Here is a 14,067-nt window from a genome sequence, read left to right on the forward strand (position 1 = left end):
GTGGCTGCACCGACGCCGGTCTTTCAGTGTTCCACCGTTGCATCGACCAGGCTTTGCAACCGTTCCCACAAGCCTTCGACGTGGTGGCGCTCCGTCCCCAGCGCGCCAATGGACACGCGTACCATCCAGCGCTCGTCGAGCACGGCGGGAGTGACGTAGGCGCTGCCTGAATGGTTGAGCTTTTCCGCCCAGGCCCGGGTGTAGTTATCCAGCGCCTCACCATCAAGGCCTGGTGGCTCGTGGCGAATGCACAAGGTTTGCAGGGTGACGGCGGCTACCAGTTTCCAGTGTTTGCTGCCTTCAATCTGTTCTGCCAGCCAGCGGGCATTCTCCAGGTCACGCCGCAGCCGGGCCTGCAGGCCGCTGACGCCTTGCTCGCGGATCAGGAACCACAGCTTCAGCGCGCGGAACCGGCTGCCCAGGGAGATCCGCCAGTCGCGGTAGTTCCTGACCTGGCCGTCAGCCTTGGACTGTAGATAGCTGGGGTTGGTGGTCATGATGCGAATCAAGTGCTCGGGGTCGCGTACAAAGTACACCGAGCAATCAAACGCCGCCCCCAGCCATTTGTGAGGGTTGAGGACCAGCGAGTCGGCGTTCTCGATGCCGTGCCACAGCGCGCGGCATTCCGGGAGGATCATCGCGGCCCCGGCCATGGCTGAGTCGACATGCAACCACAGGCCGTGGCGTTGCGTCAGGGCGCCGATGGCTTCCAGGGGGTCGATGGCCATGGCTGCCGTTGTGCCGGTGGTCGCAATCACCACACAGGGTCTGTTCCCGGCAGCCAGGTCTTGTTCGATTGCCCGCTCCAATGCATGCGGTGACATTGCATTGTGTTCGTCGGTTGCCACGGTACGGATATTGTTCTGGCCGAACCCCGCCAGGATCGCGGCCTTGTTCACTGAACTATGGGCGTGGGCCGAGGTGTAGACGATCAAGGGGGCGCCGCTGTTTTGCAGGCCATCGTGCATCAGCGCGTAGTTGGAGCTGCGTTCGCGGGCGCTGATCAGCGCCACCAGGGTGGAGGTCGAGGCCGAGTCCTGGATCACTCCGCTCCAGTTGGCGCTCAGGCCGATCATGTCGCGCAGCCAATCGGTGGTGACTTCCTCGATTTCGGTCAGGGCCGGGCTCGATTGCCACGACAATCCCACCACGCCCAGGCCGGTACTCAAGCAATCGCCGAGGACGGAGGACAGTTCCACATTCGACGGGAAGAACCCGAAGAAGCTTGGATGCTGCCAATGCAACAGACCGGGCATGATCAGTGTTTCGACGTCGCCCATGATCTGTTCGAACGGTTCGGCTGTCTCAGGCGGGCTGGCCGGCAATGCGGACCTGATTTCGCCCGGGGCCGTGGTGGGTTGCACACCGCGTTGCTCGATGTTTTGTCGATAGTCTGCAATCAGGTCGATCATGGCGTGGCCATGTCGGCGGAATTCTTCAGGTGTCATATCAGGGTGTCCGTCAGGAAGAGAAATAAAGGCGTTAGCACCAGAAGTAAAACGGCTGGCCAGTGGTATAGCCGATAAACGACTGGATGCTGATGCGCTTGCCTGAATCGAAACCGCAAATGGCATGGGGACGGCGAGTATTGATAATCACCAGTTCGTTTTTCTGCGGCTGGATGCGCAGCGGTTTTTGCAAACGATCTTCGGGCAGTTCCGCCCCTTCGAAACGGATGACCTCGTCGTAGGTAAACGCCTCGGTATCCCAAATGACCAGTTCACCTCCCGAAGGTGGTACTTCGAGGTAAATATTCGCGCTGAATTGATGTTCCAGTTCGGCAATCGACAAGGGCAGGCAATCGACATGGGGGACTGTTTCGGAGAGGTGGGCTGTCTCCGGGAACATGGCGCGGATAATGCCGCAGAACATCGGCTGGCCCTGGAACGCCGCGGTTGTCGCACCTTCTGGCCACACCTGCCGGATATGCTCCATCAGTAGATGGATGGGTGGTTTGCGCGGGGCACAGAGGTCATCGATCACGCAGCGCATGTGGGTGGCGTCTGCGTAGTATTTCTGTTGCGAATAGCTGTCTGCGGCCTTGCCGTAGGTGGAGTTGAACGGTGTTCCCCAGCGATGGACACCATAGAAATGCTGGACAACTTTTCCGTGCTCATAGGTCTCGTGGTTATATTCCTGGAGCGTCGCCGTTTCGTTGATATGTTTATTTAGTACTTCGCTGGTTTGTTCATTCGCGTAGTCAGGTACCCGGATGGCAAGTATTTCTCCGCGAATAAGTTTTTCCAGGCTGAGTGTGTCGAGTTGCTCAAGCGCCAGGATCCCGGGCGCCTGGCTATGCGGGACTGCAGGTATTGATTCAACGCTGTTGAGGTCCGTCATGATGAAAACTCCATGGTAGTTACAGCACGTCATATAGATAACGTTTGTTTGGCTGGGGATTTACTGGCGACAGTGAGCGTCGGATGGCGCAGGGCCAAAGTTGAGGGAAAGACTTTTGGGGAGGTATAGGACTTTTCCGAGTAAACTTTTAAATACATTGGCGCTATCGGATCGCTTTATTTCACGCATAAAAAAAGGCGGCTACCCACTTAGGTAGCCGCCTTTTTCTTACTGCCGGTTTTGCTTAATCCGGCAGTTTGAACGCCATCACATAGTCACCCTGCTTGGTGCCCAGGGAACCATGACCGCCGGCCATGACCAGCACGTACTGCTTGCCGTCCTTGCCGGTGTAGGTCATTGGTGTGGTTTGCGCGCCTGCTGGCAGGCGGCCTTCCCACAACTGCTTGCCGTTTTTCACGTCATAGGCACGCAGGTACTGGTCAAGGGTACCGCTGAGGAAGGACACGCCACCGGCGGTGGTAAAAGTCCCGCCCAGGCTTGGCACGCCCATGGTCAGTGGAATCGGAACCGGCGAGCTGTCACGCACGGTGCCGTTCTTGTGCATCCAGATGGTCTGGTGGTTGGTCAGGTCGACCGCGGCCACATAACCCCACGCCGGCGCCTGGCACGGCAGGCCCAGTGGCGACAGCATGGCTTCGAGGATCACACCGTATGGCGCGCCTTTGTTCGGCTGCACGCCTTCGGTTTCGCTGACCCGCGGACCTTGCTTGGCAATGTCGGCGGCCGGGATCAGTTTCGATTTGAACGCCATGTAGCTTGGGTTCACGAACGCGATCTGGCGAACCGGGTCGACGGAAATGCCACCCCAGTCGAACACGCCGAAGTTACCTGGGTAAACGATCGAGCCCTGCAGCGATGGCGGGGTGAACGGACCGTCGTAGCGCATGGATTTGAAGTCAATCCGGCACAGCATCTGGTCGAACGGCGTCACGCCCCACATGTCACGCTCCTTGAGGGGCGGTGGCATGAAGTTCAGGTCGGACTTCGGTTGGGTCGGTGCGGTGTGATCGCCGGCCACTGCGCCTTGCGGTACAGGGATTTCATTGATCGGCACTACAGGCTGACCGTTCGAGCGGTCGATCACGTAGATGCTGCCTTGCTTGGTCGACGCCATTACCGCTTGCTTGACGCCGTCAGCGGTCTTGATGTCGATCAGCGAAGGCTGGCCGCCCACGTCCATGTCCCACAGGTCATGGTGAGTGAACTGGAAGGTCCACTTCACGTGGCCGCTGTCGATGTCCAGGGCAGTCAGGCCGGCGCTGTACTTCTCGGAGTCCGGAGTCCGGTCGCCGCCGTACTGGTCGGGCATCTGGTTACCCATCGGCAGGTAGAGCATGCCGAGTTTTTCGTCCACCGCGAACATCGACCACATGTTTGGCGAGTTGCGGGTGTAAGTCTTGCCCTCGGCCAACGGGGTGGTGTCGTCCGGGTTGCCGCTGTCCCAATTCCACACCAGCTTGCCGGTGTGCACGTCGAACGCACGGATCACGCCGCTAGGCTCGTCGGTGGAGACGTTGTCGGTCACGTGACCGCCGATTACCACCAGGTTCTTGGTAACGGCCGGTGGCGAGGTGGAGTAGTAACCGCCCGGGGCGAAGGTGCCGATGTTGGCACGCAAGTCGATCTGGCCTTTGTCACCGAAGTCTTCGCACATCTTGCCGGTGTCGGCGTTCAGGGCGATCAGACGGGTGTCGGCGGTAGGGACGAAGATGCGTTTCGGGCAGGCATTCGGCGCGGCGGCCGGGCTGGCGCTGCCAGTCGGGCTCTGTTCCGAGGCATAGACCGCGTCATCGTGATACGACACGCCACGGCAGGTCATGTGCGCCCAACCCTTGAAGTTGGCAGCACCTTCGCTGCTGATCTTCGGGTCGAAACGCCAGATTTCCTTGCCGGTGTCCGGGTCCAGGGCAATCACCTGGCTGTGAGGCGTGCACACGTAGAGCATGCCGTTGACTTTCAGCGGGGTGTTTTCCGCGGTGGTTTCACCGGGATCGCCTGGGCCAGGGATGTCGCCCGTACGGAAGGTCCAGGCTGGAACCAGCTTGTGGGCGTTTTCCGGAGTGATCTGTGCGAGTGGCGAGTAACGATCACCGAAGGCCGAACGGCCATAGGAGTTCCAGTCACCATCAGCCTGGGCCGGCGCAGTGCTGGCCATGCCCGGTACCGCATCGCGGTCCAGCTGGCCTTTCTTGACCATGGCGCCCGGGTCGGTGAATTGGCTGGCCAATGCAGCGGCGCCGGCCAGTACGACGGCGACGCTCAGCGCGCCAGTGCCCAGCGGCGAGGCTTGGCCACGCAGCAACGGACGGCGGAACCACGGGAGCAGCATGACGATGCCGAGGGCAAACAGCAGGGCCAGGCGCGGTACCAGTTGCCACCAGTCCAGGCCGACTTCCCACAGCGCCCATACGGTGCTGGCAAACAGCACCAGTGCGTACAAGCCCAGCGCCGCACGGCGTGTAGCCAGCAGCAACAGGCCTGTGACGGTGATGCCGAGACCGGCCAGCAGGTAATACAGCGACCCGCCGAGCATGCTCAGCTTGATCCCCCCGGCCAACAAGGCCAGGCCCATTATCAGCAGCAAGATCCCCAGCAGCCTGGGCAGCAGGCGACTTGGACTTGAAGCACCATCAGTGCTCATAGTGTGGTTCTCCGTTACGTTTTGAATTGATTGCGCACAGTTCACTGTAGATGACGTTCCGGCGCAGGCTTGGTTCAGGGCTAATTCGTTTTCTTCAGAATTTACTTACAACGTCAGAATGAGCTTTGCAGCTTGATCCCGCCGATGAGCGCGTCATCCACCTGGGCCACGGCTCCGGGGTGACGGATGTATTGCAGGTTCGGGCGCACCGTCAGCCACTGGGTGACATGGATGCCGTAATAGAGCTCAGCGCTGTATTCCGTGTGTTGAATCGGCAGGTAGGATGGGTCATCGAAGTCGTATACCGCGTGGGCCTGGTTGCTTGCCTCGGCATTCTTGCGGTAGGCCGGGTTGACGTGCACCCGGGCCACGGCGAAACCGATATCGTCCTTGGCGCGGGCGTCGAACAGGCCCTTGTAGACCACGCCGGCTTGCACGTAGTTATCCACAGCGTTGGTTTTCTTGTCGTGCATCGTGCCGTTGGCGAACACGTTCAAGCCCCGCGAATGGTCGCTGGCCAGGCTGGTGACTTGCTGCTGCACCCCCAGCCACACCCCGTGCTTGCTGGAGGCGCTGCGATAGGCCTCGCCGCTGAGGGCTGCCGGCTGGTCGTTGCGGTCTTTATACACATCGCTGGCCTTGGCGCTGCTGTAGTAGTAGCCGGCGCGGTATTCGCCGGGCAGGCCGTTCAGCGTAGGCGTCCACACCAGCTCAACCGGGAGCAGGGCGCCTTGGGTGCCGCTGCCGCTGAGCTTGAAGCCGTTGCCGCGATCGAGGTTGGACGGGTTCTGTTCGTAGGCGCCGACCTGGGCGTACAACTCGGGCGTCAGGTGATATTTGACCCGCAACGCCCACTGGCTCACCGGCCAGTTGTACCAGATGCTGCCAACCCAGTTACCGACCTGCGAGCCGCAGAATGCGAGGTTCTGGAAGTCGCAGGGGAAGCTGTTGAAGTCTTCACCTTCGCCAAAGCGCCCGGCCTTGATGTCGAGCTTCTGGTCGAAGAATTTCTGCTGGTACCACATCTGCGTCAGGCGCCAGGTCTGGCCACGGCCCCAGACTTCCTGGGACGAGGTAAACCCGCCCACACGCGGATCGTTGACCCGGTCATTGGTGATGTTGTTGCCGCTGCGCTCGGTCACCGTCAACTGGAACTCGGCGTCGTGCCAGCCGAGGATCTTCTGCAGATCCAGGTGCGTGCCCAGGCCGAATTGGTCGCTGTAGCGCGCAGTGCGGTCGTGATCCGAGCCGCCGTGCAGGTTGCTGCCCATTTCGCCGGTGTAGTCGAATTTGAAGTCGTAGCCTTGTTGAGACAGCGCTGTCCGAGTGCCGCCGAAATCACCCAGCATCCACGGTGATTCAGCGTCAAAGGCAGGTGCGGCCTGGGCACAGTTGATCAGGCCGAACGGTAACAGCGCAGCGCACAGGCGCAGGTTTGGGAAAGCAGGCATAGGCAAAATGGGGTCTTAATATTTTATGGTTTTGAAACGCAAACAGCGGCCTGGCGCGTTCGCACAAGGGCGTTGAACACGGGCGGTCGATGGTTTGGTGGAATGATGAAACGTTTCAGTTTGTTGCTGACAAGGATAAAGCCCTGGCGCGGGGAGAGAAAGGGCTAAACGGAAGATGGATTCTTTCGGAATTGGTAATAGTGCGCTGGATCGTCGGATTTGGTAGCAATCTGTGCGTTGGTTTGTGTTTGAGGGCGTGGTTATCTGCGTCACCAAAACAGATGGGGGGTCGACATGGAAGGCGACGACAACGTAGGTGAGGCAAAGGCCGTAACAGCCGGGGAACTAGTCATTATTCTCGGTCAGTATCACAGTGCAATTGCTAGGCTCGGCTCCGGCATCATTAGCTTGTCCGGTGCGCTCAAACATAGTGAAGACGTGGATGTAAAACAGGCGGCAGATGAAGCATGGGTGAAGCTGAATGAGTTTATCGACTGCATGGAAGGTGTAGCTGATGGACTGAATGCTTTGACCCAAAAGAAGGAGGCCTGAAATGGCGAATGACCTCAAGGATAATGTGAGCTATCTTCGCCAGGAGTACCGTCAAGGTTCGTCATCAGGCTACGACCGCAAAGGCGGCGCAGGCGGTGGGGGCAACGGAGGAGAAAACGATTTGGAAAAGCGTATTTCACAAGTTGAGGCAAGATTGGAGCGCGTCGAGACGAAGCTGGATGGCATGCAGGAGCACATGGCCACCAAGTCCGATCTGATGCAGACCAAAATCGACCTGCTCGAAGCAACCTCCAGGTTGGATCTCTCAATCGCCAATTTCAGAACGGATATGCAATCGTTGGAAACCCGACTGCTGAAATGGTTTGTCGGAACAGCTGGCGCCTTGTCTGCCATCGCCTTTGGCGTCGCCCGACTCGTCCACTGACGTTTTCCGTTCGAAGCCCGGCTTCCCGCCGGGCTTTCTGGTTTTTAAGCCAACTTCGCCAAACACTCTTCAAGAATATCCAGCCCTTCCTCCAGCACCGCCGCTTCAATCGTCAACGGCGCCAGCAGGCGGATGATATGCCGCGATTTGCCGCTGGGCATCAGCAACAAACCCGCCTCGCGGGCCAGTGCCAGCAGCTGGGTCAGTTGTTGTGGCGCCGGGCTGCCGTCGGCGTTGGCCAGTTCGATGCCACGCATGGCGCCCACGCCGGTCAAGCGGCCGAGGTAGGGGGAGAGCCTTTTCGAACACCATGATTCATAGCGACTGACGATCGCTTCTTCCTGCTGCGTGCCCCAACCTTGCAGGTGCTCGTCCGTCATTTCATCCAGGGTGGCCAAGGCCGCCGCGCAGGCAATCGGGTTACCGGAGTAGGTGCCGCCGAGGCCGCCTTTGGGCAGGTTGTCGAGCAATGTCTTGCGACCCACCACCGCACCCAACGGCACACCGCCGGCGATGCTTTTGCCCAGCAGGATCAGGTCCGGTTCGATGCCCAGGCGTGAGAAGGCGAAGCGCTGGCCGGTGCGGCCGAAGCCGGACTGGATTTCATCGGCAATCAACAGGATGTTTTTCTCATCGCAGAAGCGTCGCAGGGCCTGGGCAAATTCCACGTCCAGCGCCAGGAAACCACCTTCGCCCTGCACGGGTTCGATGATGAAACAGGCCACGTCGTCGACGTCGATTTCCACGCTGAACAGGCGGTCCATCGCCTTGAGTGCTTCGCCGCAGGTCACGCCGTTGTCGCGGCTGGGGTAGGGCAGGTGGAACACCGGCCCCGGCAATACGCCGACTTTTTGCTTGTAGGGCGCCACCTTGCCGTTGAGATTGAGCGTCGCCAGCGTGCGCCCGTGAAACGCACCGTCAAAGGCGATGACGGCGGTGCGGCCAGTGGCGCCGCGGACAATTTTCAGGGCGTTTTCCGCCGCTTCCGCACCACTGTTGGTGAGCATGCCACTGACCGGGTAATCCACCGGGATGAATGCAGTAAGACGGTCCATCAGTTCGATGTAGGGCGCGTGAGGCGCAGCATTGAAGGCGTAGTGGGTGAGCCTGGTGGCCTGGTCGCGGATCGCCTCCACCACACGCGGGTGGCAGTGGCCCAGGTTGAGCACGCCGATGCCGCCGACGAAATCGATGAAGCGCTTGCCGGTGGTGTCCCAGACTTCGGCGTTCCGGCCATGGCTGAGGCTGATGGGGTGGACGATGGAAATCGACTGGCTGATGGTTTCGCGGCTCATGGATCCGGGACTCAAGAATAGGATGCGTCCTTTTATCTAAGCCGTGAGCCGCCTTGCCCCGCAAACGAAATAAAGTCGCCGGGTCATTATTAAAAGTCGGGATGTGCTATGGCGAGGGAGCAAGCTCCCTCGCCACATCCACCATCCAGTTCAGGAACGCCTTCACTTTCGGGATCTCCCCGGCATGTTCGGCATGGGCGATAAAGTGCGCGCCGGCACTCGGCATTCTGTAATCCCAGGGGATCATCAGGCTGGCGTTCGCCAATTCCTCGGCCACCAGATACTGTGGCACCAACGCCACGCCGTACCCCGATTGCGCGGCGCGGATGCACATGTAGAACGTGTCGAAACGCGGCCCGTGGTAGCTGTTTTGCGAGTGCAGGCCCTGTTCCAGAAACCACTCGTGCCAGGCTTCCGGGCGCGAGGTGCATTGCAGCAAGGTGTGGCGGGACGAGGCGTCGCTGCCAGCGGCAACAAACCCGGGGGCACAGACCGGCACCACGGCTTCGCGAAACAACTCGATGCAAGTCGCCCCCGGCCACGCTCCCTGGCCGAAGAAAAACGCGATATCCGCCTTGGCCTGCAACACGTCGAACGGCTCCAGTTCGTTGCGCACGTCCAGGTGGATATTGGGATGGCGCGCGGCAAAATCCTTGAGCTTGGGCACCAGCCAGCGGTCACCGAAGGTCGGCTGGGTGGCGATGCGCAGCACTTCGGTCTCGCCACCGTAGGTGAGGATGTAGCGGCTGGAAATATCCACCTGGTTGAGGATCTTGCGTACTTCCTCCAGGTACAGCGAGCCCGCCGGCGACAGGTACAAACGCTGGCGTACCCGCTGGAACAGCGGGTGGCAGAGCATCTCTTCGAGCTGTGCCACCTGCTTGCTCACCGCGCTCTGGGTCAGGTGCAGTTCTTCGGCAGCGCGGGTGAAACTCAGGTGGCGGGCGGCGGCTTCGAAGCACTGCAGGGCGGTCATCGAAGGGGTCAAGCGTTTCGAGATCATGAGAAGTTCATTCCAAATCGGAAGGAGCCTTTGCCTAAACGTCGTTTGTGGCCAAGGTGTAAAGCCGTTGATACTGACCGGCAACACTATAAACGGCGCGGGTTTGTGGCGCCGAATAATAAAGACCGACAGGGAGCGCCTTGCATGAAGCACATGAAATCCACGTTGGCGGCATTCACCGCCGCAGCACTATTGGGGCTGGCCGCAAGCGCACACGCGGGGGCGACCCTGGATGCGATCCAGAAGAAGGGTTTTATCCAGTGTGGGGTCAGTGATGGGTTACCGGGTTTTGGCGTGCCGGACGCCAACGGCAAGATGACCGGCATTGATGTGGACGTGTGCCACGCCGTCGCCGCAGCACTCTTTGGTGACGCGTCGAAAGTGAAGTTCAGCCAGTTGACCGCCAAGGAGCGTTTCACTGCGTTGCAATCCGGCGAGATCGACCTGATTTCCCGCAACACCACCTGGACCAGTTCCCGTGACGCGGGCATGGGCATGGTGTTCACCGGCGTGACCTACTACGACGGCATCGGGTTCCTGGTGAACACCAAGCTCGGTGTGAAGAGCGCCAAGGACCTGGACGGCGCGACCATCTGCATCCAGGCCGGCACCACCACCGAGCTGAACGTCTCGGATTACTTCCGCGCCAACGGCCTGAAGTACACGCCGATTACCTTCGACACTGCTGACGAAAGTGCCAAGGGCCTCGAAGCGGGCCGCTGCGACGTGCTTACTACCGACCAGTCGGGGCTGTACGCCCAGCGGATCAAGATGGCTCACCCGGATGAGTTCGTGGTGTTGCCGGAAGTGATTTCCAAGGAGCCATTGGGCCCGCTGGTGCGCAAGGGCGACGACGAGTGGTTCAGCATCGTCAAATGGACGTTGTTCGCCATGCTCAATGCCGAGGAAATGGGCATCACTTCGCAGAACGTTGAAGAGCAAGCCAAGTCCAGCAAGAACCCGGACGTCGCCCGTTTGCTCGGCGCAGACGGTGACTACGGCAAGGACCTGAAACTGCGCAAGGACTGGGTCGTGCAGATCGTCAAGCAAGTGGGCAACTACAGCGAGGTGTTCGAGCGCAACATCGGCCAGGGCAGCGTGCTGAAGATCAAGCGCGGCCTTAATGCCCTGTGGAGCAACGGCGGGATCCAGTACGCGCCGCCGGTTCGCTGAGGTTTCACGAAGAAACCGTGTCCTTGCCCGCCGCCTTGGAGCGATACAACGCCTGATCGGCCCTGGCCATCAGGCAGGCGGGTGACTCATCGTTGCGTCGCTCTACCACGCCGAGGCTCAACGTCACTTTGAAGCTGCCCACGGCGGGCAAGTCCTTGAGCGCACAGCGCATCCGCTCGGCCAATTCCCGCGCGGTCTCCAACGTGCTTTTGGGCACGATGACCATGAATTCATCGCCGCCCCAGCGGGCCAGCAAGTCGCCGTGGCGAATGCAGGCCTCCAGGCATTCCACCACGCGCACCAGGGTTTCATCGCCTACGGCATGGCCGTGCTGATCGTTGATGGGCTTGAAGTCGTCAATGTCCATGGCGATCAGCGACAGCGGCAGGCGAAACCGTTGGGCGCGAGCGCACTCTTCCAGCAGGACGCGTTCAAGGCGGTAACGATTGGCCACGCGAGTCAAGGCGTCGCGTTCGGCCAGGGAGCGATTCTCGTCCAGTTGCAACTGCAGTTGTTGATTGACCCGCGACAGCTCGCGGGTGCGCTCGGCCACCAGGGCTTCAAGGGATTGATTGCGGCGCTCCAGCTGTTCGATGGACTGTTTGCGCGCCTGGATACTGCGGTGGGCGCCGACCATGCGTGCCACCGAGCCGTCGTCGTTACGTGCGATCACGTAGCCGCGGTCTTCGATCCACAGGTAGGAGCCGTCTTTCTTGCGGCAGCGGTATTCGGCTTGATAGTGAGTGGTGCGGCGGTTGATGTAGTTATCAAACAGCACCATCACTTGGGGATAGTCATCGGGATGAATCACGTTTTCCCAGGTGAATACGCTGTTTTCCAGGGAGTGATGGGCATAGCCGAGCATTTCGTACCAGCCGGGGTTGCGGTAGACGAACCCGGTGTTGGCGTTCCAGTCCCAGATCCCGTCGCTGACCAGCTCCATGATGGCATGCAGCATGTCGGCGTTAAGGTCGCAAAAGTCCTTCCTTGACGGTTCGCTGCCGGATGTATCGTCCATTGCGCACTCCCTGCGTGGACTGGCTCCTGGGGCCAGCCAAAATTGATGCCGATACTCCGTGGCTGGCGGTACTGTACAACGGCGCCTTGGCGCTTAGAAGGGGGTCTTTGGTCTAGTGAGAGTGTGGCTAAAAGCCACTACTTGCTTGGGTTCAGCTTCTGATCAGGCGCCGCCATCCTGGTCCTGGGCGCCCCATTGGCATTGTGCTGATAAATCGCCTCAGGCTGCCCCTGCCGGTTAAAAAACACCTGCCCGATCCCGGCAGAATTCCAGAGCCGTTCGCCCGCTTCAGCGTGTTCCGGAATATGCGGCACTACCTGCATGAGTCGGCGACGGGTGAACCAGTTCAGCGGTGAGCGCGGTGAGTAGAGCCATCGATTGAGACGGTCGAACCATTCCAGCAAGCGCGGCGGGAATTCGTTCTTGATGCCGCTGCTGGTGATCTGCCAGATTTTTGGACCGGCATTGCGGTGGCGAATCAGCACTTCATAGACGAACGAGTAGTGCACGTCTCCCGAGAGGATCACGTAGTTGCCCGGTGTGCGGGAGTGACGAAAGATGTTGAGGATCACCTGTGCTGCGCCGCGGTGGGCCATCCAGTTTTCCGCGTCCACCAGCAGCGGGTAGCCGCACCAGCTGAAGGCCTTCTGCACGGTTTCGATCAGTTTGACGCCGAAGATCGGCGCCGGTGAAACGATTATCGCGCAAGGGTGATCCAGCAGCTCCTGTTGCAGTTCGCTCAGTGCTTCCCAGTCCAGCAGGCCGGAGGGTTGCTTGAGGTTGAACTCGCTGCGCCAGCGCCGGGTACGGGTGTCGAGCACTACCAGTGCGGGGGTGGTGGGCAGCACGTAATGCCATTGCTGGAACTTCAGCAGGTCATCCACCAGCTCATCTTGAGCGTCAGGCTGCAGGTAGTTGTCGTGGGCCTGTGTGGTGAGCGCCAGGGTTTTGCCGATCACCGTATCGAACGCATCCGGGTTATTGCCCCAGCCCTGGCACAGCATGTAGGCCAGCAGTGCGTTGCCGATGATGCGCTTGGAGAACGGATGCCCGTAGGCGGTTTCTTCCCATTGGGCGCTGAGGTTCCAGTCGTCGGTGATGTCGTGATCGTCGAAGATCATCAGGCAGGAGAGGTGGGCGAACACCCTGGCCACGCCACCCAGGCCGCCACGGAACGTGTCGATCTGCACTTGCTCGTGCCCATAGCGTACGTGCCCTTCGGCGCGCAGTTGCGGCGCTTGCGGTGTGATCAGCTGCCACGGTACGGGCGACCACGCCAGCAGGTACATCGCCATGACTTCGGCAAAAGTCACCAGGTGGTTGTCGGCGCTGCTGCTGGTGAAAATAGGCTTCTTCACCCCGCCAAAAAAACGCTCGCGCAGGGTCTCGTTGCTCTTCAGGGCGGGCAACAGGTCGGCTCGATGGTAGTAGCTGGCGGCATGCTCATAAAGCGCGGCGCTGTTGTCGACGACGGCACCGTCGAGGTGTTCGTCGAACAGGCCGAGGCGCGTGATCAGCGCATGAATGGCCCGCAGCATCGGCCCCGCGACATCGTCGGCGTAGACCTGGTCGCCACTCATCATCAACAAGGCCGGGCGTTCCTCCAGGGTGTTCGATGCGGCCAGCAGCCGGTCGACACACAGCAAACCGTCGGCTGCGCTGTGATGGGGCTTGCGGCAGGAACCGTGGACCAATTGGTGGATGCGGCTGTGCAGGACGAAATGCGGGCCTTGTGCGCCCGGGTAGAGCAGGTGCGGCGCCCATTCGGCGATACCGGCACGGTTTACCAGCAGGTCGTAGCCTATGCTCACGTCCTGGGGCAGGGCTTCCGCCAGCGGTACGTCGATCAGGTGGATAAAGGCCTGGCGCCCGACGGGCACCACCTTGCATTGGCTGGCGTCCAACTCGATATCGAGCGCCGCGCCTTGGGCGACTTGCAGCCTCAGGGTCAATGCCAGGGGACGACTTCCCACCAGCCACATCACCAGGCGCCGCGGTTCCAGGCGTCGCAGCAACGGGCCGGCGAGTACAGCGGGAAGTGTGTCGGGGTGAGGCATCAAGGCAACGGCTCTGGGCAAGGTTGGGCCGAAAAGGTAACGCATTGAATGTCAGCGTTTTGTTAAGGCGCGATACCCGGGCGAGCCGCAAATTACCCGGCGCCCACTGGCCCGGGCTATAAACCTTTCAT

Annotated in this window: 11 protein-coding genes; 3 read left to right on the top strand and 8 right to left on the bottom strand. The window is 60.4% G+C overall.

Annotation, left to right across the window (positions count from 1 at the left end):
* Nucleotides 1-23 precede the first annotated feature (23 nt).
* The 4 genes from HX824_RS20805 to HX824_RS20820 all read right to left on the bottom strand — a co-directional run bounded on the left by HX824_RS20805 (nt 24) and on the right by HX824_RS20820 (nt 6,453).
* Nucleotides 24-1,448 (bottom strand): pyridoxal-dependent decarboxylase, encoded by a 1,425-nt coding sequence (locus tag HX824_RS20805; RefSeq protein ID WP_177055017.1) that lies wholly within the window; start codon nt 1,446-1,448, stop codon nt 24-26.
* A gap of 34 nt (nt 1,449-1,482) precedes the next feature.
* Nucleotides 1,483-2,340, bottom strand: coding sequence for a 2OG-Fe(II) oxygenase (locus HX824_RS20810; protein ID WP_102368166.1), 858 nt, complete (start codon nt 2,338-2,340; stop codon nt 1,483-1,485).
* A gap of 244 nt (nt 2,341-2,584) precedes the next feature.
* Nucleotides 2,585-5,002 carry a glucose/quinate/shikimate family membrane-bound PQQ-dependent dehydrogenase gene (locus HX824_RS20815; protein WP_008438499.1) on the bottom strand — a complete coding sequence of 806 codons (2,418 nt, stop codon included), beginning with the start codon at nt 5,000-5,002 and terminating at the stop codon, nt 2,585-2,587.
* A 113-nt stretch (nt 5,003-5,115) separates the two neighbouring features.
* Nucleotides 5,116-6,453, bottom strand: a complete 1,338-nt coding sequence (locus HX824_RS20820; protein ID WP_102605931.1) for a carbohydrate porin — start codon at nt 6,451-6,453, stop codon at nt 5,116-5,118.
* A 294-nt stretch (nt 6,454-6,747) separates the two neighbouring features.
* Here HX824_RS20820 and HX824_RS20825 point away from each other — a divergent pair, with 294 nt between their 5' ends.
* Entirely contained in the window at nt 6,748-7,005 is a 258-nt protein-coding gene (locus HX824_RS20825; protein ID WP_003210383.1) for a hypothetical protein, read from the top strand.
* Between the two features lies 1 nt (nt 7,006).
* A complete protein-coding gene (locus HX824_RS20830) occupies nt 7,007-7,390 on the top strand; it encodes a DUF1640 domain-containing protein (RefSeq protein WP_003210382.1) in 384 nt (127 codons plus the stop codon).
* 44 nt (nt 7,391-7,434) lie between these two features.
* Here the strand turns inward: HX824_RS20830 and HX824_RS20835 are convergent, their stop codons facing one another.
* Both HX824_RS20835 and HX824_RS20840 read right to left on the bottom strand, forming a co-directional pair.
* A complete protein-coding gene (locus HX824_RS20835; protein WP_134325788.1) occupies nt 7,435-8,685 on the bottom strand; it encodes an aspartate aminotransferase family protein in 1,251 nt (416 codons plus the stop codon).
* A gap of 106 nt (nt 8,686-8,791) precedes the next feature.
* Nucleotides 8,792-9,688, bottom strand: coding sequence for a LysR substrate-binding domain-containing protein (locus HX824_RS20840; protein ID WP_003210377.1), 897 nt, complete (start codon nt 9,686-9,688; stop codon nt 8,792-8,794).
* Between the two features lie 144 nt (nt 9,689-9,832).
* Between HX824_RS20840 and HX824_RS20845 the strand changes: the two genes are divergently transcribed.
* The gene (locus HX824_RS20845) at nt 9,833-10,861 is read left to right on the top strand and encodes an amino acid ABC transporter substrate-binding protein (protein ID WP_008438485.1); all 1,029 of its coding nucleotides are present in this window, start codon (nt 9,833-9,835) and stop codon (nt 10,859-10,861) included.
* Nucleotides 10,862-10,865: 4 nt separating this feature from the next.
* On the opposite strand, the gene HX824_RS20850 is transcribed toward HX824_RS20845, so the two are convergent.
* Together HX824_RS20850 and HX824_RS20855 are read right to left on the bottom strand one after the other, a co-directional pair.
* Nucleotides 10,866-11,879 (bottom strand): diguanylate cyclase, encoded by a 1,014-nt coding sequence (locus HX824_RS20850; protein ID WP_023659140.1) that lies wholly within the window; start codon nt 11,877-11,879, stop codon nt 10,866-10,868.
* Between the two features lie 137 nt (nt 11,880-12,016).
* Nucleotides 12,017-13,936, bottom strand: coding sequence for an alkaline phosphatase D family protein (locus HX824_RS20855; protein ID WP_134325789.1), 1,920 nt, complete (start codon nt 13,934-13,936; stop codon nt 12,017-12,019).
* Nucleotides 13,937-14,067 lie beyond the last annotated feature (131 nt).

The sequence above is a fragment of the Pseudomonas sp. D4002 genome (genome assembly GCF_013385665.1).
GTDB lineage: Bacteria > Pseudomonadota > Gammaproteobacteria > Pseudomonadales > Pseudomonadaceae > Aquipseudomonas.

Excerpts from the sequence above, each read along its gene's own strand:
- HX824_RS20805 (WP_177055017.1), bottom strand. The coding sequence starts at position 1,448 with ATGACACCTGAAGAATTCCGCCGACATGGCCACGCCATGATCGACCTG.
- HX824_RS20810 (WP_102368166.1), bottom strand. The coding sequence starts at position 2,340 with ATGACGGACCTCAACAGCGTTGAATCAATACCTGCAGTCCCGCATAGC.
- HX824_RS20815 (WP_008438499.1), bottom strand. The coding sequence starts at position 5,002 with ATGAGCACTGATGGTGCTTCAAGTCCAAGTCGCCTGCTGCCCAGGCTG.
- HX824_RS20820 (WP_102605931.1), bottom strand. The coding sequence starts at position 6,453 with ATGCCTGCTTTCCCAAACCTGCGCCTGTGCGCTGCGCTGTTACCGTTC.
- HX824_RS20825 (WP_003210383.1), top strand. The coding sequence starts at position 6,748 with ATGGAAGGCGACGACAACGTAGGTGAGGCAAAGGCCGTAACAGCCGGG.
- HX824_RS20830 (WP_003210382.1), top strand. The coding sequence starts at position 7,007 with ATGGCGAATGACCTCAAGGATAATGTGAGCTATCTTCGCCAGGAGTAC.
- HX824_RS20835 (WP_134325788.1), bottom strand. The coding sequence starts at position 8,685 with ATGAGCCGCGAAACCATCAGCCAGTCGATTTCCATCGTCCACCCCATC.
- HX824_RS20840 (WP_003210377.1), bottom strand. The coding sequence starts at position 9,688 with ATGATCTCGAAACGCTTGACCCCTTCGATGACCGCCCTGCAGTGCTTC.
- HX824_RS20845 (WP_008438485.1), top strand. The coding sequence starts at position 9,833 with ATGAAGCACATGAAATCCACGTTGGCGGCATTCACCGCCGCAGCACTA.
- HX824_RS20850 (WP_023659140.1), bottom strand. The coding sequence starts at position 11,879 with ATGGACGATACATCCGGCAGCGAACCGTCAAGGAAGGACTTTTGCGAC.
- HX824_RS20855 (WP_134325789.1), bottom strand. The coding sequence starts at position 13,936 with ATGCCTCACCCCGACACACTTCCCGCTGTACTCGCCGGCCCGTTGCTG.